This window comes from Streptomyces sp. CC208A (genome assembly GCF_030010625.1).
Classification (GTDB): domain Bacteria; phylum Actinomycetota; class Actinomycetes; order Streptomycetales; family Streptomycetaceae; genus Streptomyces.
Genome location: NZ_JASCXN010000020.1, coordinates 1 through 20,124, shown reverse-complemented (window position 1 = coordinate 20,124; position 20,124 = coordinate 1). Strand labels below are relative to the sequence as shown.

Annotated in this window: 20 protein-coding genes and 2 pseudogenes; 13 read left to right on the top strand and 9 right to left on the bottom strand. The window is 71.4% G+C overall.

Features of this window, described 5'->3' with window-relative positions; all coding sequences use genetic code 11:
- Nucleotides 1–2: 2 nt before the first annotated feature.
- The 4 genes from QK442_RS21495 to QK442_RS21480 all read left to right on the top strand — a co-directional run bounded on the left by QK442_RS21495 (nucleotide 3) and on the right by QK442_RS21480 (nucleotide 5,899).
- Nucleotides 3–599, top strand: coding sequence for a 2Fe-2S iron-sulfur cluster-binding protein (locus QK442_RS21495; protein ID WP_282695633.1), 597 nt, complete (start codon nucleotides 3–5; stop codon nucleotides 597–599).
- 2 nt (nucleotides 600–601) lie between these two features.
- A complete protein-coding gene (pucD, locus tag QK442_RS21490) occupies nucleotides 602–3,001 on the top strand; it encodes a xanthine dehydrogenase subunit D (RefSeq protein WP_282695632.1) in 2,400 nt (799 codons plus the stop codon).
- A gap of 244 nt (nucleotides 3,002–3,245) precedes the next feature.
- Nucleotides 3,246–4,718: an NCS2 family permease gene (locus QK442_RS21485; protein ID WP_282695631.1), complete on the top strand. Its 1,473-nt coding sequence runs from the start codon at nucleotides 3,246–3,248 to the stop codon at nucleotides 4,716–4,718.
- A gap of 41 nt (nucleotides 4,719–4,759) precedes the next feature.
- Nucleotides 4,760–5,899 (top strand): XdhC family protein, encoded by a 1,140-nt coding sequence (locus QK442_RS21480; protein ID WP_282695630.1) that lies wholly within the window; start codon nucleotides 4,760–4,762, stop codon nucleotides 5,897–5,899.
- Between the two features lie 22 nt (nucleotides 5,900–5,921).
- Here QK442_RS21480 and QK442_RS21475 read toward each other — a convergent pair whose 3' ends face one another.
- Nucleotides 5,922–6,527, bottom strand: coding sequence for a TetR/AcrR family transcriptional regulator (locus QK442_RS21475; RefSeq protein WP_282695629.1), 606 nt, complete (start codon nucleotides 6,525–6,527; stop codon nucleotides 5,922–5,924).
- 116 nt (nucleotides 6,528–6,643) lie between these two features.
- Here QK442_RS21475 and QK442_RS21470 point away from each other — a divergent pair, with 116 nt between their 5' ends.
- Nucleotides 6,644–7,798, top strand: coding sequence for an acyl-CoA dehydrogenase family protein (locus QK442_RS21470; protein ID WP_282695628.1), 1,155 nt, complete (start codon nucleotides 6,644–6,646; stop codon nucleotides 7,796–7,798).
- Nucleotides 7,799–7,899: 101 nt separating this feature from the next.
- On the opposite strand, the gene QK442_RS21465 is transcribed toward QK442_RS21470, so the two are convergent.
- The 4 genes from QK442_RS21465 to QK442_RS21450 all read right to left on the bottom strand — a co-directional run bounded on the left by QK442_RS21465 (nucleotide 7,900) and on the right by QK442_RS21450 (nucleotide 10,683).
- A complete protein-coding gene (locus QK442_RS21465; protein WP_282695627.1) occupies nucleotides 7,900–8,088 on the bottom strand; it encodes a hypothetical protein in 189 nt (62 codons plus the stop codon).
- Between the two features lie 108 nt (nucleotides 8,089–8,196).
- The gene (gene hemC / locus QK442_RS21460; protein ID WP_282695626.1) at nucleotides 8,197–9,129 is read right to left on the bottom strand and encodes a hydroxymethylbilane synthase; all 933 of its coding nucleotides are present in this window, start codon (nucleotides 9,127–9,129) and stop codon (nucleotides 8,197–8,199) included.
- 17 nt (nucleotides 9,130–9,146) lie between these two features.
- Nucleotides 9,147–9,710, bottom strand: a complete 564-nt coding sequence (locus QK442_RS21455) for a class I SAM-dependent methyltransferase (RefSeq protein WP_282695625.1) — start codon at nucleotides 9,708–9,710, stop codon at nucleotides 9,147–9,149.
- Nucleotide 9,711: 1 nt separating this feature from the next.
- A complete protein-coding gene (locus QK442_RS21450; RefSeq protein WP_282695624.1) occupies nucleotides 9,712–10,683 on the bottom strand; it encodes a hypothetical protein in 972 nt (323 codons plus the stop codon).
- Between the two features lie 153 nt (nucleotides 10,684–10,836).
- On the opposite strand from QK442_RS21450, the gene cutA reads away from it, so the two are divergent.
- Nucleotides 10,837–11,163: a divalent-cation tolerance protein CutA gene (gene cutA, locus QK442_RS21445; RefSeq protein ID WP_282695623.1), complete on the top strand. Its 327-nt coding sequence runs from the start codon at nucleotides 10,837–10,839 to the stop codon at nucleotides 11,161–11,163.
- Here the strand turns inward: cutA and QK442_RS21440 are convergent.
- Nucleotides 11,160–11,594 (bottom strand): hypothetical protein, encoded by a 435-nt coding sequence (locus QK442_RS21440; RefSeq protein ID WP_282695731.1) that lies wholly within the window; start codon nucleotides 11,592–11,594, stop codon nucleotides 11,160–11,162. The genes cutA and QK442_RS21440 overlap by 4 nt on opposite strands.
- A 680-nt stretch (nucleotides 11,595–12,274) precedes the next feature.
- A pseudogene (locus QK442_RS21435) lies at nucleotides 12,275–12,463 on the bottom strand (XRE family transcriptional regulator); the annotation flags it as partial.
- A 244-nt stretch (nucleotides 12,464–12,707) separates the two neighbouring features.
- On the opposite strand from QK442_RS21435, the gene QK442_RS21430 reads away from it, so the two are divergent.
- The 7 genes and pseudogenes from QK442_RS21430 to QK442_RS21400 all read left to right on the top strand — a co-directional run bounded on the left by QK442_RS21430 (nucleotide 12,708) and on the right by QK442_RS21400 (nucleotide 18,250).
- A complete protein-coding gene (locus tag QK442_RS21430; protein WP_282695622.1) occupies nucleotides 12,708–13,238 on the top strand; it encodes a hypothetical protein in 531 nt (176 codons plus the stop codon).
- A complete protein-coding gene (locus QK442_RS21425; RefSeq protein WP_282695621.1) occupies nucleotides 13,231–13,671 on the top strand; it encodes an ATP-binding protein in 441 nt (146 codons plus the stop codon). The genes QK442_RS21430 and QK442_RS21425 overlap by 8 nt, the downstream gene beginning before the upstream one ends.
- Nucleotides 13,672–13,747: 76 nt before the next feature.
- Nucleotides 13,748–13,963, top strand: a complete 216-nt coding sequence (locus tag QK442_RS21420; protein ID WP_282695620.1) for a hypothetical protein — start codon at nucleotides 13,748–13,750, stop codon at nucleotides 13,961–13,963.
- Between the two features lie 403 nt (nucleotides 13,964–14,366).
- Nucleotides 14,367–16,035, top strand: a pseudogene (locus QK442_RS21415) (IS200/IS605 family accessory protein TnpB-related protein).
- A 122-nt stretch (nucleotides 16,036–16,157) separates the two neighbouring features.
- The gene (locus QK442_RS21410) at nucleotides 16,158–16,919 is read left to right on the top strand and encodes an SDR family NAD(P)-dependent oxidoreductase (RefSeq protein ID WP_282695619.1); all 762 of its coding nucleotides are present in this window, start codon (nucleotides 16,158–16,160) and stop codon (nucleotides 16,917–16,919) included.
- Between the two features lie 87 nt (nucleotides 16,920–17,006).
- Nucleotides 17,007–17,735, top strand: a complete 729-nt coding sequence (locus QK442_RS21405; RefSeq protein WP_282695618.1) for a TetR family transcriptional regulator — start codon at nucleotides 17,007–17,009, stop codon at nucleotides 17,733–17,735.
- A 131-nt stretch (nucleotides 17,736–17,866) separates the two neighbouring features.
- Nucleotides 17,867–18,250 (top strand): hypothetical protein, encoded by a 384-nt coding sequence (locus tag QK442_RS21400; RefSeq protein ID WP_282695617.1) that lies wholly within the window; start codon nucleotides 17,867–17,869, stop codon nucleotides 18,248–18,250.
- A gap of 74 nt (nucleotides 18,251–18,324) precedes the next feature.
- On the opposite strand, the gene QK442_RS21395 is transcribed toward QK442_RS21400, so the two are convergent.
- Both QK442_RS21395 and QK442_RS21390 read right to left on the bottom strand, forming a co-directional pair.
- Nucleotides 18,325–19,281, bottom strand: a complete 957-nt coding sequence (locus QK442_RS21395; RefSeq protein WP_282695616.1) for an electron transfer flavoprotein subunit alpha/FixB family protein — start codon at nucleotides 19,279–19,281, stop codon at nucleotides 18,325–18,327.
- Between the two features lie 33 nt (nucleotides 19,282–19,314).
- Nucleotides 19,315–20,103 carry an electron transfer flavoprotein subunit beta/FixA family protein gene (locus QK442_RS21390; RefSeq protein WP_282695728.1) on the bottom strand — a complete coding sequence of 263 codons (789 nt, stop codon included), beginning with the start codon at nucleotides 20,101–20,103 and terminating at the stop codon, nucleotides 19,315–19,317.
- Nucleotides 20,104–20,124 lie beyond the last annotated feature (21 nt).

The following is a 20,124-nucleotide window of genomic DNA, read 5'->3' as shown; positions in this document are numbered from 1 at the left end:
CCATGCGCGTCAATTTCACGGTCAACGGTCGTCCGCAGGAAGCCGACGACGTCTGGGAGGGCGAGTCCCTCCTCTACGTGCTCCGCGAACGGCTGGGCCTGCCCGGCTCCAAGAACGCCTGCGAGCAGGGCGAGTGCGGCTCCTGCACGGTCCGCCTCGACGGGGTGCCGGTCTGTTCCTGTCTGGTCGCCGCCGGCCAGGTCGAGGGCCGCGAGGTCGTCACCGTCGAGGGCCTGGCGGAGTTCGCCAAGGAGCGCGAGGAGCACGGCAATTGTGCCTCCGGCGCCTGTGGCACCTCGCTCGACGAGGCCAAGCGCTGGGAGGCCAAGCCGGCCCAGGACTCGCAGACCGGTGAGGGTGTGGAACTCTCCCCGATCCAGCAGGCGTTCATCGACGCCGGCGCCGTCCAGTGCGGCTTCTGCACCCCCGGCCTGCTCGTCGCGGCCGACGAGATGCTGGAGCGCAACCCGTCCCCGACGGACGCGGACATCCGCGAGGCGCTCTCCGGCAACCTCTGCCGCTGCACCGGTTACGAGAAGATCCTCGACGCGGTCCGCCTCGCGGCCGCTCGCCAGGAACGCCAGGGAGAGGCGGTCTGACGATGGCTCAGAACACCCGTACCGTACCGGTGGGCACCCCCACCGACGTCACCCAGAACCACGTCAAGGGCGGCATCGGCGAGTCCACGCTCCGCCCCGACGGCACCCTCAAGGTGACCGGCGAGTTCGCCTACTCCTCGGACATGTGGCACGAGGACATGCTGTGGGGCCAGGTCCTGCGCTCCACCGTCGCGCACGCCGAGATCGTCTCCATCGACACCTCCGAGGCCCTCACGATGGACGGCGTCTACGCCGTCCTGACGCACGAGGACCTGCCGGCCGCCAAGAACTACGGCCTGGAGTTCCGGGACACCCCGGTCCTCGCCTACGGCAAGGTCCGCCACCACGGCGAGCCGGTCGCCCTCGTGGCCGCCGACCACCCGGAGACCGCGCGCCGCGCCGCCGCCAAGATCAAGGTCGAGTACCGGGAGCTCCCGGTCATCACGGACGAGGCCTCGGCCACCGCCCCCGACGCGATCCTGGTCCACGAGAACCGCGACGACCACCACGCCGGCCACGTCCCGCACCCCAACATCGTGCACCGCCAGCCGATCATCCGCGGCAACGCCGACGAGGCCGCCAAGCGCGCCGACGTCATCGTCAAGGGCGAGTACACCTTCGGCATGCAGGACCAGGCCTTCCTCGGCCCCGAGTCCGGCCTCGCCGTGCCGGCCGAGGACGGCGGCATCGACCTGTACGTCGCCACCCAGTGGCTGCACGCGGACCGCGAGCAGATCGCCCCCTGCCTCGGCCTGCCCCAGGACAAGGTCCGGATGACCATGGCCGGCATCGGCGGCGCCTTCGGCGGCCGCGAGGACATCTCCATGCAGATCCTCGCCTCGCTGCTCGCCCTGCGCACCGGCAAGCCCGTCAAGATGGTCTACAACCGGTACGAGTCCTTCTTCGGGCACGTCCACCGGCACCCGGCGAAGCTCTACTACGAGCACGGCGCCACCAAGGACGGCAAGATCACGCACATGAAGTGCAAGATCGTCCTGGACGGCGGCGCCTACGCCTCCTCCACGGTCTCGGTCGTCGGCAACGCCTCCTCCCTCTCGGTCGGCCCGTACGTCATCGACGACGTCGAGATCGAGGCGATCGGCCTCTACACCAACAACCCGCCCTGCGGCGCCATGCGCGGTTTCGGCGCGGTCCAGGCCTGCTTCGCCTACGAGGCCCAGATGGACAAGCTCGCGGCCGAGCTGGGCATGGACCCGGTGGAGTTCCGCCAGCTCAACGCCATGGAGCAGGGCACGATCATGCCGACGGGGCAGGTCGTGGACTCCCCGGCCCCGGTCGCCGAACTCCTGCGCCGGGTCAAGGCCCGCCCGCTGCCGCCGGAGCGCCAGTGGGAGACCGCCGGCGAGGGCGCGGACGTCCGCGCGCTGCCGGGCGGCCTGTCCAACACCTCGCACGGCGAAGGGGTCGTACGGGGCGTCGGCTACGCGGTCGGCATCAAGAACGTCGGCTTCTCCGAGGGCTTCGACGACTACTCGACGGCGCGGATCCGCCTGGAGGTCATCAACGGCGAGGCCGTCGCGACCGTCCACACCGCCGCGGCGGAGGTCGGCCAGGGCGGCGTCACCATCCACGCCCAGATCGCCCGTACCGAGCTCGGCGTCCAGCAGGTCACCATCCACCCCGCCGACACCCAGGTGGGCTCGGCCGGTTCGACCTCCGCGGGCCGCCAGACGTACATGACCGGCGGCGCCATCAAGAACTCCTGCGCGCTCGTCCGCGAGAAGGTCCTGGAGATCGGCCGGCGCAAGTTCGGCTCGTACCACCCGGCGTGGGCCAACGCCGAACTCCTCCTGGAGGGCGGCAAGGTCGTCACCGACGCCGGCGAGGCCCTCGCGAGCATCGCGGACGTCCTGGAGGACCAGGCCGTGGAGGTCGAGGAGGAGTGGCGGCACCGTCCGACCCAGCCCTTCGACCTCGTCACCGGCCAGGGCGACGGCCACGTCCAGTACGCCTTCGCCGCGCACCGCGCGGTGGTGGAGGTGGATACAGAGCTGGGACTTGTGAAGGTGATCGAGCTGGCCTGCGCCCAGGACGTCGGCAAGGCGGTCAACCCGCTCTCCGTGGTCGGCCAGATCCAGGGTGGTACCACCCAGGGCCTGGGCGTCGCGGTGATGGAGGAGATCATCGTCGACCCGAAGACCGCGAAGGTGCGCAACCCCTCCTTCACGGACTACCTGATCCCGACGATCCTCGACACGCCGACCATCCCGGTCGACTACCTCGAACTGGCCGACCCCAACGCGCCGTACGGCGTACGGGGCATCGGCGAGGCCCCGACCCTGTCGTCCACTCCGGCCGTCCTCGCGGCGATCAGGGCGGCGACGGGTCTGGAGCTGAACAAGACGCCGGTCCGCCCCGAGGCGCTCACCGGCACCCTGTAGGACCCTCCGGGCGGTGCGTGCCTCCCCCGGAACGTCACACGTCCCTCCCCGCCCGCACCGCCCGGAGTCGTACCACCCCAGCAGTACCCGCAGTACCCGCAGTACCCGAAGTACCAGAAGTACCCGCAGTACCCGTTCGTCTCGGGCCGTCCCCCGGGTCGTGCAGCCAACAGCAGTTCCCAAATCCCGCTGATACGAGTCCCCCCTCGTGCGGGTGCCCCTTTGAACCTTGGGAGTAGGCCCCATGACCCAGTCGTCTGTGGAGCCCAAGACCGCCGCGGAGGACGCGGGCTCCGGCTCGCGCAACCCCGCCGGACGGTCTTGGCTCGACCGGTACTTTCACATCTCGGAGAGAGGATCCTCCGTCGGCACGGAGATCCGCGGTGGCGTCACCACCTTCATGGCGATGGCGTACATCCTCCTGCTCAACCCGATCCTCCTCGGAGGCCCGGACGTCGACAAGAACGTCCTCGCCCCCTCCGCCGTCATCACGGCGACCGCCCTCGCGGCGGCGGTGACCACCCTGCTGATGGGCTTCGTCGGCAAGGTGCCGCTCGTCCTCGCGGCGGGACTCAGCGTCTCCGGTGTGCTCGCCACCCAGGTCGTACCCCAGATGACGTGGGCACAGGCCATGGGCATGTGCGTCGTCTACGGTCTGGTGATCTGCCTCCTGGTGGTCACCGGTCTCCGCGAGATGATCATGAACGCCATCCCGCTGCCGCTCAAGCACGGCATCACCATCGGCATCGGCCTCTTCATCGCGCTGATCGGCTTCAACAAGGCCGGCTTCGTCGGCGCGGGCCCGGAGTTCGGCCCGCCGGTCACCATGGGCGCCGGCGGTGAGCTGGTCGGCTGGCCCGTCCTGATCTTCGCCGCCACCCTGCTCGCGATCTTCGCCCTCCAGGCCCGCAAGGTCCCGGGCGCCATCCTCATCGGCATCGTCGCCGGCACCGTCATCTCGCTGATCGTCAACGCGGTCGCCGACATCCCGGCCAAGGGCGCCGGCGCCTGGGCCAACGGCGCCCCGGAGCTCAAGGGCAGCGCCGTCTCCACCCCGGACTTCTCGCTCTTCGGCGACGTCGACTTCGGCGGCTGGGGCGACGTCGGCTACATCACCGTCGGCGTGATCGTCTTCACCCTGGTGCTCGCCGGCTTCTTCGACGCCATGGCCACCATCATCGGCGTCGGCACCGAGGCCAACCTCGCCGACGACAAGGGCCGGATGCCCGGCCTGTCCAAGGCGCTGTTCGTCGACGGCGCGGGCGGCGCGATCGGCGGCGTCTCCGGCGCCTCCGGCCAGACCGTCTTCGTGGAGTCCGCCACCGGTGTCGGCGAGGGCGCCCGTACCGGCTTCTCCTCGGTGATCACCGGCCTGTTCTTCGCGGCCTGCCTCTTCTTCACGCCGATCACCCAGATCGTGCCCCGTGAGGTCGGCTCCGCCGCCCTGGTCGTCATCGGTGCGATGATGATGATGAACGCCAAGCACGTGAACTGGGGCGACAGCTCCGTCGCGATCCCGGTCTTCCTGACCGTCGTCCTGATGCCGTTCACCTACAGCATCACCCCGGGCGTCGCCGCCGGCGTCATCGCCTACGCCGTCATCAAGGTGGCCCAGGGCAAGGCCCGCGAGGTCGGCGCGTTCATGTGGTGCCTGACCGCGATCTTCATCGTGTTCTTCGCCCTCCACCCGATCGAGGGCTGGCTCGGCGTCAGCTGACGCCCACCGGCCGCCCTCCCCACTCAGCCAAGGAGACCGACATGCTGGACATCGCCGAAGAGCTGCAGCGGTGGGTCGAGCAGGGACGCGACTTCGCCGTGGCCACCGTGGTGGCCGTCGGCGGCAGCGCGCCCCGGCAGCCCGGCGCCGCCCTCGCCGTCGACAGCGAGGGCACGGCGATCGGCTCGGTCTCCGGCGGGTGCGTGGAGGGCGCCGTGTACGAGCTGTGTCAGGCGGCCCTCGACGACGGCAGGACCGTCGTCGAACGCTTCGGCTACAGCGACGAGGACGCCTTCGCGGTCGGCCTGACCTGCGGCGGCATCATCGACATCCTCGTCACCCCGGTCCGCGGCGGGGTCTTCCCCGCCGCGCTCGCGGCCGCCGCCTCCGGGGAGGCGGCCGCCCTGGCCCGGATCGTCTCCGGCCCCGAGGAGCTCCTCGGCCAGGCGCTCCTGGTCCACCCGGACGGCTCGTACGAGGGGAGGCTCGGCGGCCACCCGGAGCTGGACCGCACCGCCGCGGCCGAGGCCCGGGCCCTCCTCGACGCCGGCCGTACCGGCACCGTGGAGATCGGCGAGGACGGCAGCCGCTGTGGACAGCCGCTCACCCTCCTCGTGGAGTCCTCCGTCCCGGCCCCCCGCATGATCGTCTTCGGCGCCATCGACTTCGCCTCCGCCCTCGTCCGGGTCGGCAAGTTCCTCGGCTACCACGTCACTGTCTGCGACGCCCGCCCGGTCTTCGCGACGAAGCAGCGCTTCCCCGAGGCCGACGAGGTCGTCGTCGGCTGGCCCCACCGCTACCTGGAGTCGACGGAGGTCGACGCCCGGACCGTGCTCTGCGTCCTCACCCACGACGCCAAGTTCGACGTCCCCCTCCTCCAGACCGCCCTGAAGCTTCCCGTCGCCTACGTCGGCGCGATGGGCTCCCGCCGCACCCACGAGGACCGCAACAAGCGGCTCCGCGAGGTCGGCGTCACCGAACTCGAACTCGCCCGCCTGCGCTCCCCGATAGGCCTCGACCTCGGCGCCCGCACCCCCGAGGAGACGGCTCTGTCGATCGGCGCGGAGATCGTCGCCGACCGCCGCGGCGGCAGCGGCGTCTCCCTCACCGGCGCCCACACCCCCATCCACCACGACGGCCCGGACGCCCCGGTCGCGGGCCGCATCGGCTCCGTCGCCTAGGACCTCTTCCTTTCAGGCGGGCTCAGGCCCGGCGCAGCCCGCTGAGCAGCAGCTCGGCCAGCTGGTCGTACGCCTCGGCGTCCGCGAGACCGGTGGACGCGGCCACCTGCCGCCGCTGGATGCGAACCATGACGGAGGCGATGACGTCGGCCGCGAAGGCCACGTGGACCTCCCGGAAGACACCGGCGCGGACGCCCTCCTCGATGAGCTGCTGCACCCGGCCCGCGGCGGCGCGGGTGTTCCGCTCGTACACCTCGGCGGCCGGCTCGAAGGCGGCCACGTCGTCGAAGAACTGAGGGGAGACCGGGGCCAGCTCGGCGGAGACGGCCCGCAGATAGGCGGAGAGCCGCTCGGCGGGCCCGCTCGCGGCGGCGAGCACCGCCTCGACGCGGGCGGTGGCGCGCCGGAAGAAGTGCACGACGGCCGCCCGGACCAGCTGCTCCTTGCTGCCGGCCAGGCCGTACAGGGTGCGCTTGGAGCAGTGCAGTCGCGCGGCGAGGTCGTCGAGGGTCAGCCGGGCGAAGCCCTCGCCGACGAGCAGGGCCACCAGGTCCTCGAAGAGGGCGGAACGGCGCGCCGCGCCACGGCCCGTGAGCTTCGGGGTGTCGGCGGCGGAGGTCTCGATCACCCGAACAGTATGCCGGGCCACGGCCGTGGCGGGGTTACGTCCACGGACATCTGCGCTATTTTTAGCGGTACTGGAGTACCAGTCCTAGTACCACTTTGCGCGCCGATGGAGTCGCCATGGATGTCGACCGCCTGCTTCCCACCCCCGAGGCGGCGGACCTCATCGCCCTCACCCGCGAGATCGCCGACAACGAGCTCTCTCCCCGGGTGGACGCACACGAGGCCGCCGAGACCTATCCCGAGGGTCTCTTCGCCACGCTCGGCCGGGCCGGCCTGCTCGGCCTCGCCTACCCCGAGGAGTACGGCGGCGGAGGCCAGCCGTACGAGGTCTACCTCCAGGTCCTGGAGGAGCTCGCCGCCCGCTGGGCCGCCGTCGCGGTCGCCACCAGCGTCCACACGCTCGCCTGCCACCCGCTGTACGCCTTCGGCACCCAGGAGCAGAAGGAGCGCTGGCTCCCCTCGATGCTGGAGGGCCGCCTCGTCGGCGGCTACAGCCTCTCCGAGCCGCAGGCCGGCTCGGACGCCGCCGCCCTCGCCTGCAAGGCGGAGCGCCAGGAGGACGGCAGCGGCTACCGGATCACCGGCAACAAGGCGTGGATCACCCACGGCGGCAAGGCCGGCTTCTACGCCCTCTTCGCCCGCACCGCCCCCGGCAGCCACGGCGTCTCCTGCTTCCTCGCCCCCGGCGAGACCGAGGGCCTCTCCTTCGGCGCCCCCGAGCGCAAGATGGGTCTCCAGGCGGTCCCCACCACCTCCGCCCACTGGGACGGCGCCCTCATCGAGGAGGACCGGCTCATCGGCAAGGAGGGCCAGGGCCTCCAGATCGCCTTCAGCGCCCTCGACAACGGCCGCCTCGGCATCGCCGCCTGCGCCACCGGCCTCGCCCAGGCCGCCCTGAGCGCCGCCGTCGACTACGCCAACGAGCGCACCACCTTCGGCCGCCGGATCATCGACCACCAGGGCCTCGGCTTCCTCCTCGCCGACATGGCCGCCGCCGTCGACGCCGCCCGCGCCACCTACCTGGACGCCGCCCGCCGCCGCGACCTCGGCCGCCCCTTCAGCCGCCAGGCCAGCGCGGCGAAGCTCATCGCCACCGACACGGCCATGAAGGTCACCACGGACGCCGTCCAGGTCCTCGGCGGCTACGGCTACACCCGCGACTTCCCCGTCGAGCGCTACATGCGCGAGGCGAAGATCATGCAGATCTTCGAGGGGACGAACCAGATCCAGCGGCTCGTCATCAGCCGGGGGCTGGCGAAGCCGGAGAAGTAGCAGGTCAAGGGTGGTTCATGGGAGCGGAGCTCATCCCTGAGGCTCTGCGGCCGGGCGCTTCGGGCGGCGCCTGGGACGTCGCTTGGGAGAATTTTAGGAGATTAAGTTTTCAACTTCTTCTCCCGGGGGGGGGGCGGGCCGAACTCGCGGGAGTCGATCACCGGTTTCACGGACTCCCAGAACATGCGCTCCAAGGCCGCCGCGATCTTGAGCTCCATGGCGAGCGTCGTGTGCGAGTACGTCCCCTCGACGCCGGGGAGCTCGTGCCCCATCCGCTCCTCGACGGCCATCCGCGGGTGGCCGTCCTCGTTCAGGAAGAAGGCGCCCGTCGCCCTGTAGGCGGCACGACCAAGGCGCCCCTCGGCAGGCCGAGCGGGGCGCCTTCGCGTTCTGGCCGGTCAGTGTGGGATGGAGTCGATCACCTCGCGCGCACCCTGGCGCAGGAGCGCGACAGCCACTGAGGTCCCAAGGGCGGCCGGGTCGAGCCTGCCCGCCCACTCGTGGGCGTTGAGTACCGTCTTTCCGTCAGGAGAGAACACGCAGGCCCGTAGGGACAGTTCCCCACCTCGTTCGACGCGCGCGTACCCGGCGATCGGGGAGTTGCAGTGGCCCTGGAGGACGTGGAGGAGCATTCGCTCGGCCTGGGTCTCCCGATAGGCGTCGCGGTCACCGAGGCCGCTGATCGTGTCGATCAGCTCCGTGTCGCCCTCTCGGCACTGGAGGGCGAGGACGCCGGCGCCGATCGGCGGCATCATCACGTCGGTCGGCAGGATGTCGGTGATGACATCCTGATGGCCGATCCGCTCCAGGCCGGCGACGGCCAGGAGCAGCGCGTCGGCCTCCCCGTCTGCCAGCTTCTCCAGGCGGCGGTTGGCGTTGCCGCGCATCGGGACGCACTCCAGGTGCGGGTGGGAGGCTGCGAGCTGCGCGATCCGGCGTACGGACGAGGTCCCGATTCGGGTTCCCTCCGGCAGCTCGTCCAGGGTAAGGCCGCCGGGGTGGATCAGCGCGTCGCGGATGTCGTCCCGCTTCAGGAACGCCGCGAAGGTGGTGCCGGCCGGGAGGGGCCGGTCGGCGGGGACGTCCTTGACGCAGTGCACCGCGAGATCGGCGTCGCCGGCCAGGAGCGCCTGGTCGACTTCCTTGGTGAAGGCGCCCTTGCCCTCGACCTGGGAGAGGTCGCCCATCCACTTGTCGCCCGTGGTCTTCACCGGCAGGACGGTGGTGGTGATGCCGGGGTGGAGCGCGGCCAGCTCGGCGCGGACGCGCTCCACCTGGGCGAGGGCCATGGGCGAATCACGGGAGACGATGCGAATCAGATCACTGCGCATGGGGGCACGATAGACCCTCAGATCCGCGCGGCGACCACCAGCCCGGAGGACCACCGCATGGGCGTGGCGAGCCAGTTGGGGACATCGGGCAGTCGTTCGAGGAAGCCGTCGACCCGGGGTCGATGGTCGTCCGGCCACGTGTCCTGGGGCAGCATGTCGTCCACGACGTACAGGGCGCCGGGCTTGAGCAGGGCGAGGAGATCCGGCAGCCGGAGGTACTTGCCGGGCCTGCAATCGACGTACGCGAAGTCGGACAGCTCGACCGCCTGGGTGAGCCAGTCGTCCGCGTCCGCGTGGACGAACTCGATCCGGGCATCGTCGGCCAGGTGGTGGCGGGCGATGGCCTGCACGGCCGCGTTGGCCTCCACCGTGACGAGGTGGGCGCCGGGGGTCATCCCGGAGGCCAGCCATGCGGCCCCGGCGCCGACGCCGGTGCCGAGCTCCAGGAAGCGGCCGTCCGGCTTGGAGGCGGCGAGGGTGGCCAGGAGGCTGCCGGTGCGGTCCTCGCAGGACATGGCGAAGCCGGCGTGGGCGGCGTCCTCAAGGATCGCGTCGAGCTGCGGCGGGCGCTGGCGGGGCATGTCACGCACGGTGGGCCTCCAGGTGCTCGGCGACGGTCTCGGCGGCGAAGGTGAGGACCTGGTCCGCGCCGGCCCGGACGAGCATCGCCAAGTACTCGACCATCCCGGCCGTGCCGAGGGCCTTGAGCGCGGACCACTCCCCGGAGGTCGAGTAGGCGACGAGCGGGACCTTCTGGTCGTCGCGGAGCCGGACGAGGACGTCACCGGTCGTCATGACGGGCTGGAGGGTGAGGGAGTCGGCGCCCTCGGCGATCCAGCGGCGGGCCTGGAGGAGGGTGTCCTGCTGCGCGCGGCCCGGTTCGAGCTGGAGGCCGCGGCGGTGCCCCGACCGGGGGTCGGTCTGCATGAGGGTCTTGAACGGGCCGTAGAGGCTGGTGTGGATGGCCAGGTTGGGGTTGACGCCCACGTCACGGTGCCCGGCGTCGTCGAGGGCCTGGCGGACGGCGCGGATCGAGCCGTCCAGCATCGCGGTGGGGGAGACGCAGTCCGCGCCGGCCTCCGCGTGCATGACGGCCATCGTGCCCATGAGGCGGTAGGTGGCCTCCAGGTCGATGTCGCCGGCGTCGGTGCGCAGCACGCACTGGCCGTGGTCGGTCCACGAGCAGCCGCACACCTCGGTCGTGACGGCCGTGGTCGGCGCCTCCTTCTTCACGGCCTGGATGGTGCGGATCATGCGGTTGTCGGGGGCGGTGGCGCCGGTGGCGTGTTCGTCGCGGTTGTGCCCGAAGGCGAAGACCTTGACGCCGCGGATGCCGAGGGCGGCCCAGCGGGCCACCGTGGCGGGGACGTCGGCGAACTGGACGGCGCCGGGCAGCGAGGTGGTCAACGCGCCGTCGGGCATGGACAGCAAGGGGGCGCTGAGGTCGGCGGCCGTGAGCGGGGGGCGGCTGTAGAGGGCCCGGACGACGTCGCGGGCCCGGGACGGGTTGATGCCATCGGGTGCCGGCGCAGTGCGCTCGGTGAGTGCGGTCATGCCGGCAGTACATACCGACCCCTCGTCGGCAAAAAGACCGTGCAGGGGATAACCACCGTGGGGAGCGTGCACGGCCCAATCGTGCGCCGGTGCGGGGGCGTTGCACGAGAGGTGATCTAGTGGGAGCCCGAGAGCGGTGGTTAGGCTCCCGGCATGACTGACTACGTGCAGGTGTCGACCGCGACGGAGACCGAAGACCAGGCCGTCGCCCTCGCAGGCGGTGCCGTTCAGAAGCGTCTCGCTGCCGGGGCGCAGATCGCCAAGGTGCGGTCGGTGTTCTGGCACTTGGGGGAGTACGGAACCGGCGAGGAGTGGCAGATCCTCCTCAAGACGACGACTGACCGGTATCCCGAGCTGGAGGCGTATCTCCTGGAGGCACACCCTTGGGACAACCCCGAGGTGTGCGCTGTTCCGATCGTGGCCGGGGCCGAGCGGTGCAAGGAGTGGATCCGTGACTCCGTGAACGGCTCCGAGAGCTAAGGGCCGGCGAGCCCCAGAACCTCCCGGACCTCGGCCACGTCGCTGTACGGGCGTAGGTGGGCGAGCACGACGTCGATTCGCTGCCGCGGCCGGATTGACGCCACGTCTGTTGACAACTCCAGGGCGCGGCGGGTGATCGCGGCGGCCTGTTCGACCTCGCCGGCGGTGATGTACGCCTCGGCGAGCCAGGACAGGTAGAGGCTCTTGTCCCGTGCGTGCTCGTCAGGGAAGGCGTCGAGCGCGCGGGACAGCACCGGGACGGAGCGGAGTGGACGCTTGAGTTCAGCCCAGCAGCGGCCAGCCATGATGTCCAGCTCTTGGTGATCGACCCATGCGGACCAGTGCGGTTGGGGCTCCCCTTCCGGTGCCTCGTCCAGTGCCTTGCGCGCTGCCTGGAGCGCCCTGTCGGTGCCGGCGGGCTGCTGGTCCACGGCGCACGCCCAGGCGAGCCTCTCGTGCAGCAGGGCGCGAACGGTGGCCGGCGTGCGGTCGGTGATCGTGGCGCACGACTCCTCGGCGAAGGCAACGGCGGCGCGCCGGTCCTTCGCGAGCGCCCGTACGCCAGGAAGGCCAAGCTGTTCGAGTAGAGGTCGCTGGCCTGCGCCTCCCGCGCGTAGGTCTGACTCTCCTGGTAGAGGTGGGCAGCATCCCGGCCGCGCCCGCCGTCGAAGGCCGCCCAGCCGGCTTGCTGGGCCTGCTCCGCGAGGAGCGACGTCAGTCGCTGCCGGGAACTGTCCGAGAAGGAGCCGGTACGCAGGAGTGCCTTCGTCCGCTGCATCTCGCCGAGGTACACCTTGAAGGTGTCGGCGCCACCGAGGATGTCGTCCAGACGGCGGAGTCGGGCGGTGCGCTCGTGAAGGCGGTCGACGTACGTGTCTGTGATCCGGCTGGACGGCGGGTCGGGCTGGTGGAGCGCGGGGAGGGCGGCGGCCAGGCCGCCGGCGGTGGCGACCTGGAGGACGGTGCGGCGGTGCAAGGAGGGTCCTGTCGTGCTCGGCGCAGGAGCGACCTCCGCCTCCCACGGTCGGGGAGCGAGGCCGACCATGTGACCTGGGACACGTAGGGCGTCCGCGATCTGCACCACCTTCTCGAAGGTCGTGATGCGGCCGCTGCCGCGCGCGAGTTGCCCGACGCGCTCCGGCTTGATGTCGCACTCAGCGGCGATCTTCGAATAGCTGATGCCAGCCTTCTCGCGCGCCAAGTGGAACACCTCGCCGAAGTCGTGGGCGCCCAGCGCGCGCTGGACGTCGTCGTCGGCGAGGAGGTCCGGCGGTAGCGCCGTTGGCGGCTGGTGGATCATCGGTCTCTTCCTGCCTGGCTGAGCTTGCGCCCCCGGTGATCTAAGGGCATACCCACCATGGGGATACCCGACGTGTGGACGCGGTGCTTTCCCGTGAATCTCACCCTGTCGACAAGGCCCCGGGCCGCAGTTCCACCTGCCCCCGGGGCGTGACGACTGGTGAGGAGTCGCTGTGCCCGACAGTACCCAACTTGGCTGCCAGAGCAGACCAGTTGATTCGGCCTTTGTGCTTGGACCGCTGGAGATGGGGCCTGGAGTTCTCGTCCATTCGCGTCGCAGCCGCGAGGCCGGCGCCGAGACCTGGCTGGTCCTCGCAGCGCGCGACGCCCGCGAGGCCCGGAAAGAGTGGGCGGAGTACGGCGTGGCGCTCCTGCGCTGCTGGACGACCTTCACCGCTGTGCGGATCCCGGCGGACGTCGTCCTCGCCGCAGCCGGCACCACCGACCGTGGCGAGGTGGCCGACTACCTGAGCACCGCTCTCGACGGCGGCCCCTGCTTTTTCGACGGCAACAGCCGGGCGTTCTACGTGCTCACCCCGCTCAGCACCGCGCGCCGGTGGGACGTTCCCGACACGGAGTGTCTGGGCGCCGACTGCTACCTCGGTGTCCCCGCGACCACGATCACCGAGCCCGATCCGCGGTGCGCCGCCTACTGGGTCGTGCCCATGGACGGCCCGGCCGCACTGTGCGACCCGGGCATCGTCCGGCGGCTCGTGCAATGGGGGAGCGCCCGGCGCTTGGAGGCCGCGGCGGAGGAGGCTGGTGAAGATGCTTGACGCCCCTACCCGAGGGCGGCTGGAGTTCTATTTCTCCACCGAGCGGTCCCAGTCCCGCGTGCTGCCGTGCGACCCGGCTTCGGTCGCCGTCGCGCGGCGCCTGGTCGTCGCCCTCCTCGACCACTGGGAGTTGTCGGAGCTCGCCGACCGGGCCGCGCTGGTCGTCTCCGAGCTGGCCACCAACTCGGTCGTGCACGCCCGTACGTGCGGCGCCTCGATTCGGGTGGCCGTCACGCTCATCGAGAACGACCGGGTCGAGATCGCCGTGACTGATCTCGACCGGCGTCGGCCGGTCCTGAGGCAGGCCCGTCCTTCTGACGAAGGCGGTCGCGGCCTCGACCTTGTCGCCGCGGTCTCGCGGAACTGGGGCTGTGAGCGCCGGCACTGGGGGAAGCGCGTATGGGCGGAGCTGGCCCCTCTGGAGGGCGCGTGAGCGACAGCGCACGGCGGGCGGTTTACCTTGCGTCGCTGGTCGGCCTCGCCGTCCTCCTTGTCTGGGGTATGGCCCGGTGACCGCCGGCCGCCCGTGGACGATCGGTCTGTGCTGGCGGTGCGAGGAGGACGACGTGCCCGTCCTCTGGCTCGGGCCCGCGCACAGCGACCACCACGGGCACGCCCCCTTCTACACGTGCGAGCCGTGCGTCCTGCGCATTGAGGAGCTGATCGCGGGCCACGCCGCCAAGCGGTACGCCGCTCCTTGGCCCCACGAACGAAGGAGTACCTGATGGACATCTTCGAGTCGAAGCGGACGGAGGCCCAGACGAACCCGAGGAGGGAAACCGGCCGCGGCGTAGCGGCCGCGCCCCGGGCGCGAGATCACGCAGGACGTGACGGATCCATGGTGATTTCGTGTTGAACCAGTTGGGGCGTATGCTGTGAGTAGCCACCCCGGTTCGCCTGTGTTCCCCCGTTTCAGGCGGACCGGGGTTCGGCGTTTTCCGGGGCTGCTTCGCGAGCTCGGTGGCCACCGGCGCGGGCGGACCCGGCCGAGGTGCGGAACTATTCGTCCTGAAGTACGCAGGGGTGTGCATAAGTGTGTCCCTTTCGTTCGTCTATGGGTTGGTTGGCGGTGGTGTCGGTTAGGTTCGTGGCATCGGTGTTCTGCGGGCTGGGCGGGGGTGACGGGGCGTGGCGGAGAAGAGGCAGTTGCGGGAGATCGCGCGTCCGTTCGTCGCCTACGGTCCCACCGGTGTCAGCATCCGTGACCGGCTCAGGGGCCTGACCGCCCGGGACGAGGAAGTCCTGCGCGCCGTCGGCACCCACATGGGGCGCCTGGCCTCCCAGGATCTGGCCCGCCGTGTGCGTGACGGCCTGGAGCACTCCACGGAGACGTGGGCGGTCCGTAAGCGGGAGCTGACCGCTGTCTCGTCGTCGCGGTGGGCCGGGTCGGTCACGGCGAGCACGCATGACCAGTGGGGGCTGTCCCGGCGTGTCCAGCACGCGCATCTGCAGTCTCCGGATGCCGGGATCCGCACGGTCCGACACCGGCTGTCGCTGCCGGTGGGCCAGAAGGGCGGCAAGGGGAAGCCCGGCGGCTACCGGTCCCGCCGTGAGTGGTTTGCCAAGTCCCGCCGTCTGGCGGTCCTCGAAGACCGCCACGAGAAGGTGCGGGCCGAGCGGGAGAACGGTCGGGTGACCGTGGTGCGGGGCGGTAGGCGGCTGCTCCACCAGCGCCACCACCTGGCCGCCGCCGGCAGGACGCCCGAAGAGTGGCGGGCGGAGTGGGAAGCGGCCCGCTGGTTCCTGACCGCCGACGGCGAGTCCGGCAAGCGGTTCGGGAACGAGACGATCCGCGTCACTCCGGACGGCGAGGTCAGTATCAAGCTCCCTGCGCCGCTGGCCGGTCTGGCCAACGCGAAGCACGGCCGGTACGTGCTGGCCGCGAAGGCGACCTTCCCGCACCGGGGCGAGGAGTGGCGCGACCGGGTCACCAGCAACCGGGCCGTGGCCTACCGCATCCACCTCGACGTGGAGCGCGGCCGCTGGTACCTGGACGCCTCCTGGACCCGGAAGAACCTCCCCGTGATCCCGCTCGCCGCCCTGCGGGCGGGCGGAGTGGTCGGCGTGGACATGAACGCCGACCACCTCGCCGCCTGGCACCTCGACCCCCACGGCAACCCGGTCGGGCAGTCACGCCGCTTCGACTACGACCTGACCGGCACTGCCAGTCACCGTGACGCCCAGCTCCGCCACGCCCTCACCCGCCTGCTGCACTGGACACGGACGACCGGCGTCAAGGCCATCGCGATCGAAGACCTCGACTTCACCGCCTCCACCACCCGCGAGAAACACGGCCGCAGGAAGAAGTTCCGGCAGCTCGTCTCCGGCATCCCCACCGCCAAACTCCGTGCCCGGCTGGCCGGCATGTGCGCGGAGGCCGGTGTCGGCGTGATCGCCGTCGACCCCGCCTACACCAGCAGGTGGGGCGCGGAACACTGGCAGAAGCCCCTCACCACGAAGAACCGCAAGACTTCCCGGCACGCCGCCGCTGCGGTGGCGATCGGCAGGCGCGCCCTCGGGCACCGGATCAGGCTGGGGGCACCTCCCGGCCGAAGGCTGGGGGAGGACGGCACCGCCCCGCGACGACCAGAGTGATCGTCGCGGGCATCGGACCGCCCAGGCCCGGCCCGGCACCCGGGGGCGTGAGGGACACCGCCCCCGTGTCCCCGGGCCACGGACACGATCCGTGCGTGCCGGACACGGCAGGAAAGCGGTCGACCAGGACACCCAACACCGTTCGGGGCGTCCGGCTGAGCACGGGTCCTGGCAACAGGACCCACTCCCACTCAGTCTCTAGGAACGGTTCTATGGTGAGCGGCATAGATCGCGCAGACCGCGCGGTCCCCCGCGGGGACGCGCCCCCCGTCCGGCGGCCAACCCGCCGGCAGGGTCACCCGCACGACACGAACGAGGAGTTCCATGGACATCGCCGGCTCCGCCGCTCTCGTCACCGGTGCCGCCTCCGGGCTCGGTGCCGCCACCGCCGCCGCGCTCGCCGCGCGGGGCGCCACGGTCTACGGGATCGACCTGGACAAGGCCGTCGCCGCCGCAGGGGAGCTGCCCGAGGGCGTGCGGCTGATCGCGGCCGACGTCACCGACGAGGAGCAGGTCCGCGCCGCGCTCGCGGAGATCGACGCCGACGGGGCCGAGCTGCGGCTCGCGGTGAACTGCGCCGGGATCGCGCCGTCCGCCCGCGTCCTGGGGCGCAAGGGTCCGCACGACCTCGACCTGTTCCGTACCGTCGTCGACGTCAACCTGATCGGTACGTTCAACGTGATGCGGCTCGCCGCCGAGGCGATCGCCCGGCACGAGCCCGACGAGCACGGGCAGCGCGGTCTCGTCGTCAACACCGCCTCCATCGCCGCCTTCGAGGGCCAGGTCGGGCAGATCGCGTACGCCGCCTCCAAGGCCGGGGTCGCGGGCATGACCATCACCGCCGCCCGGGACCTCGCCCAGTACGGCATCCGGGTCGTCACCGTCGCCCCCGGCATCGTCGACACCCCGATGATGGCCGGCTTCAGCGAGGAGATCCGGGCCGGGCTCGCCGCGAGCGTCACCTTCCCGCAGCGCCTCGCCCGGCCGGAGGAGTACGCCCGCCTGATCACCATGGTCGCCGAGCACGACTACCTCAACGGCGAGACGATCCGGATGGACGGCGCGCTGCGGATGGCCGCCCGCTGAGCCTCGGTGCCGCATGACAGCACTCGGTGCCGGAGAAATCCGGCACCGAGTGCCGCGTGGGAACGCTGTGGATGTTAGGTTCGGGGCATGGCAGCAGCGGCGACCCCCCACCCGAACTCCTCGAAGCCCGCGATGCGGGACTCCCTCATCGCCGCGGCCTTCCAGCTCTTCCTGGAGCGGGGCTACGAGCAGACCACCGTCGACGACATCGTCACGCTCGCCGGCGTCGGACGGCGCTCCTTCTTCCGCTACTTCCCGTCGAAGGAGGACGTGGTCTTCCCCGACCACGAGCAGTGCCTCGACGACATGACCCGCTTCCTCGCCGCGAGCGCCGACACCGACGACCCCGTGGTCCGGGTCTGCGACGCCGCCCGGCTGGTCATGCGGATGTACGCCGAGAACCCCGCCTTCTCCGTCCAGCGCTACCGCCTCACCCGCGAGGTGGCGGGGCTGCGCACGTACGAGCTCTCCGTCGTCTGGCGGTACGAGAAGACCCTCGGCGACTACCTGCGCACCCGCTGGGCCGACCGCAGGGACGGCACCCTGCGCGCCAACGTGGCCGCCGCGGCCGTCGTCGCCGCCCACAACCACGCCCTGCGGCACTGGCTGCGCTCCGGCGGAGAGGGCGATCCGCTGGACGAGGTCGACCGGGCCCTGGAGTTCGTCCGGGCCACCTGGAGCCCGGACGCGGCCGGGGGCGCCGGCGGCGACGCGCCCGCCGAGGGGGCCGAGGACGTGGTCGTCGTCATCACCAAGCGGTCCACCCCCATGTGGCGGGTGGTGCGCGAGGTGGAGTCGAGCCTCGGCGAGCACTGAGAGGTCCGAGAGGACCGAGAGGGATCTCAGTATCTCGGATTGAGGGAACTCAGGTCTTTCTTTGCTGGCACTGAGTGCCATATCTTGGGCTCCATGCACGGTCGAGCCGCCGAGTGCGAGGAGAAGGCATCGTGTTCCACACGGGACTGAGGACCCCCGGCGCCGTCCGGACCGAGGAATCGGCCGCCGGCACCGATCTCTACTTCCAGCGCTGCGCCTGGTGCCACACCACCACCTTCCAGCGCCTGCTCTGTCCGACCTGTGGGTCGACCGAACTGGCACCCCAACTCAGCGAGGGCGAGGGCGTCATCACCGTGCGCCGCGCCCACACCGCGGCCGAGGCCGACCTCTGGCCGGTCCACATGGCCGAGGGCTTCGTGGTCCGCTGCCGGGTGGACGGGCCGCCGCACGCCGTGCGCCCGGGCGTCCGGGTCAAGCTCGCGAGCGCCGCGGACACCGGGCGCCGGCCGGTCGTCCGGCTCTGCGAGGAGGTCCCGCTGGACGGCTGGATCTGAGGCCGCGCGGGGGCCGGGAACGCGAAAGGGGGGTGGCACAGAGTGCCACCCCCCCCTCGTCGTGTCCGACGGCGTCAGCGCGCGCCGATCTCCTCGGTCAGCTGCGGCAGCACCTCGAAGAGGTCGCCGACCACGCCGTAGTCGACCAGGTCGAAGATCGGGGCCTCCGGGTCCTTGTTGACCGCGACGATCGTCTTCGACGTCTGCATGCCCGCCCGGTGCTGGATCGCGCCGGAGATGCCCGCCGCGACGTACAGCTGCGGGGAGACCTGCTTGCCGGTCTGGCCCACCTGGTTGGAGTGCGGGTACCAGCCGGCGTCCACCGCGGCGCGGGAGGCGCCGACGGCCGCGCCGAGCGAGTCGGCCAGCTTCTCGACGACCTCGAAGCCCTCGGCGGCGCCGACACCACGCCCGCCGGAGACCACGATCGCGGACTCGGTGAGCTCCGGGCGGCCGGTGGAGACGCGCGCGGTGCGGGAGACGACCTTCGCCGCGTTGCCGGTGAAGGCGACGGCGACGTTCTCGACCGTGCCGGCGGCCGGGGCGGCCTCCGGGGCGGCGGAGTTCGGCTTGACGGTGATGACCGGAACGCCGTGCGAGACGCGGGACTTCACCGTGTACGAGGCGGCGAAGACCGACTGCGTGGCGACCGGGCCCTCGTCACCGGCCTCCAGCTCGACGGCGTCGGTGATGAGACCGGAGCCGAGGCGGAGCGCGACCCGGGCCGCGACCTCCTTGCCCTCGCCGGAGGAGGTCACCAGGACGGCGGCCACCCCCTTCTCCTTCGCGATCTGGGTGAGCGCGTCGACCTTCGGCACGACGAGCTGCTCGCCGAACTCGGCGCCGTCCGCCACGTAGACGGTGGCCGCGCCGTACTCGGCGGCGGTGGCGGCGACGGAGGCGGCGGCCTCGCCCGCGCCGAGCACGACCGCGGACGGCTCGCCGAGCCGGCGGGCCAGCGTGAGCAGTTCGAGGGCCGGCTTGCGGACCGCACCGTCGGCGTGGTCCACGAGAACCAGGATCTCAGCCATGATTCCTTGCTCCTGAGGGGTGGTGACGGGCGGTCAGATGAACTTCTGGGCGGCGAGGAAGGCGGCCAGCTGCTTGCCGCCGTCACCGTCCTCGTTCGTGACGATCGTGCCCTGGGTGCGGGCCGGGCGGGCGGCGGCCGACTCGACCAGGGTCCAGGAGCCGGCCAGGCCGACCTCGTCCTCGTCGATGTCCAGGTCGTCGAGCTCCAGCTCCTCGACCGGCTTCTTCTTCGCGGCCATGATCCCCTTGAAGGAGGGGTAACGGGCCTCGCCGGACTGGTCGGTGACCGAGACGACCGCCGGCAGCGGGGCCTCCAGGACCTCGGTGGCGGCGTCGCCGTCACGGCGGCCCTTCACAAGTCCGTCCTCCACCGAGACCTCGGAGAGGAGGGTGGCCTGCGGCAGGCTCAGCCGCTCGGCGAGCAGCGCGGGGAGCACGCCCATGGTGCCGTCGGTCGAGGCCATGCCGCAGACGACCAGGTCGAAGCCGGTCTTCTCCAGGGCCTTGGCGAGGACGGCGGAGGTGGCGATGACGTCGGAGCCGTGGATGGCCTCGTCGTTGACGTGGACGGCCTTGTCGGCGCCCATCGACAGCGCCTTGCGCAGGGCGTCCTTGGCGTCGTCCGGGCCGACGGTGAAGACGGTCACCTCGGCGTCGTCCGCCTCCTCGGAGATCCGCAGCGCCTGCTCGACCGCGTACTCGTCGAGCTCCGACAGCAGACCGTCGACCTCGTCGCGGTCCACGGTCAGGTCGTCGGCGAAACCACGGTCGCCGGTCGCGTCGGGCACGTACTTCACACAGACAGCGATCCTCAGGGTCACGGCCTGTCTCCTTTCGACGAG

Coding starts and splice junctions, on each gene's coding strand:
- QK442_RS21495 (WP_282695633.1), top strand. CDS start 3: ATGCGCGTCAATTTCACGGTCAACGGTCGTCCGCAGGAAGCCGACGAC.
- pucD (WP_282695632.1), top strand. CDS start 602: ATGGCTCAGAACACCCGTACCGTACCGGTGGGCACCCCCACCGACGTC.
- QK442_RS21485 (WP_282695631.1), top strand. CDS start 3,246: ATGACCCAGTCGTCTGTGGAGCCCAAGACCGCCGCGGAGGACGCGGGC.
- QK442_RS21480 (WP_282695630.1), top strand. CDS start 4,760: ATGCTGGACATCGCCGAAGAGCTGCAGCGGTGGGTCGAGCAGGGACGC.
- QK442_RS21470 (WP_282695628.1), top strand. CDS start 6,644: ATGGATGTCGACCGCCTGCTTCCCACCCCCGAGGCGGCGGACCTCATC.
- QK442_RS21465 (WP_282695627.1), bottom strand. CDS start 8,088: ATGGCCGTCGAGGAGCGGATGGGGCACGAGCTCCCCGGCGTCGAGGGG.
- hemC (WP_282695626.1), bottom strand. CDS start 9,129: ATGCGCAGTGATCTGATTCGCATCGTCTCCCGTGATTCGCCCATGGCC.
- QK442_RS21455 (WP_282695625.1), bottom strand. CDS start 9,710: ATGCCCCGCCAGCGCCCGCCGCAGCTCGACGCGATCCTTGAGGACGCC.
- QK442_RS21450 (WP_282695624.1), bottom strand. CDS start 10,683: ATGACCGCACTCACCGAGCGCACTGCGCCGGCACCCGATGGCATCAAC.
- cutA (WP_282695623.1), top strand. CDS start 10,837: ATGACTGACTACGTGCAGGTGTCGACCGCGACGGAGACCGAAGACCAG.
- QK442_RS21430 (WP_282695622.1), top strand. CDS start 12,708: ATGGGGCCTGGAGTTCTCGTCCATTCGCGTCGCAGCCGCGAGGCCGGC.
- QK442_RS21425 (WP_282695621.1), top strand. CDS start 13,231: ATGCTTGACGCCCCTACCCGAGGGCGGCTGGAGTTCTATTTCTCCACC.
- QK442_RS21410 (WP_282695619.1), top strand. CDS start 16,158: ATGGACATCGCCGGCTCCGCCGCTCTCGTCACCGGTGCCGCCTCCGGG.
- QK442_RS21405 (WP_282695618.1), top strand. CDS start 17,007: ATGGCAGCAGCGGCGACCCCCCACCCGAACTCCTCGAAGCCCGCGATG.
- QK442_RS21395 (WP_282695616.1), bottom strand. CDS start 19,281: ATGGCTGAGATCCTGGTTCTCGTGGACCACGCCGACGGTGCGGTCCGC.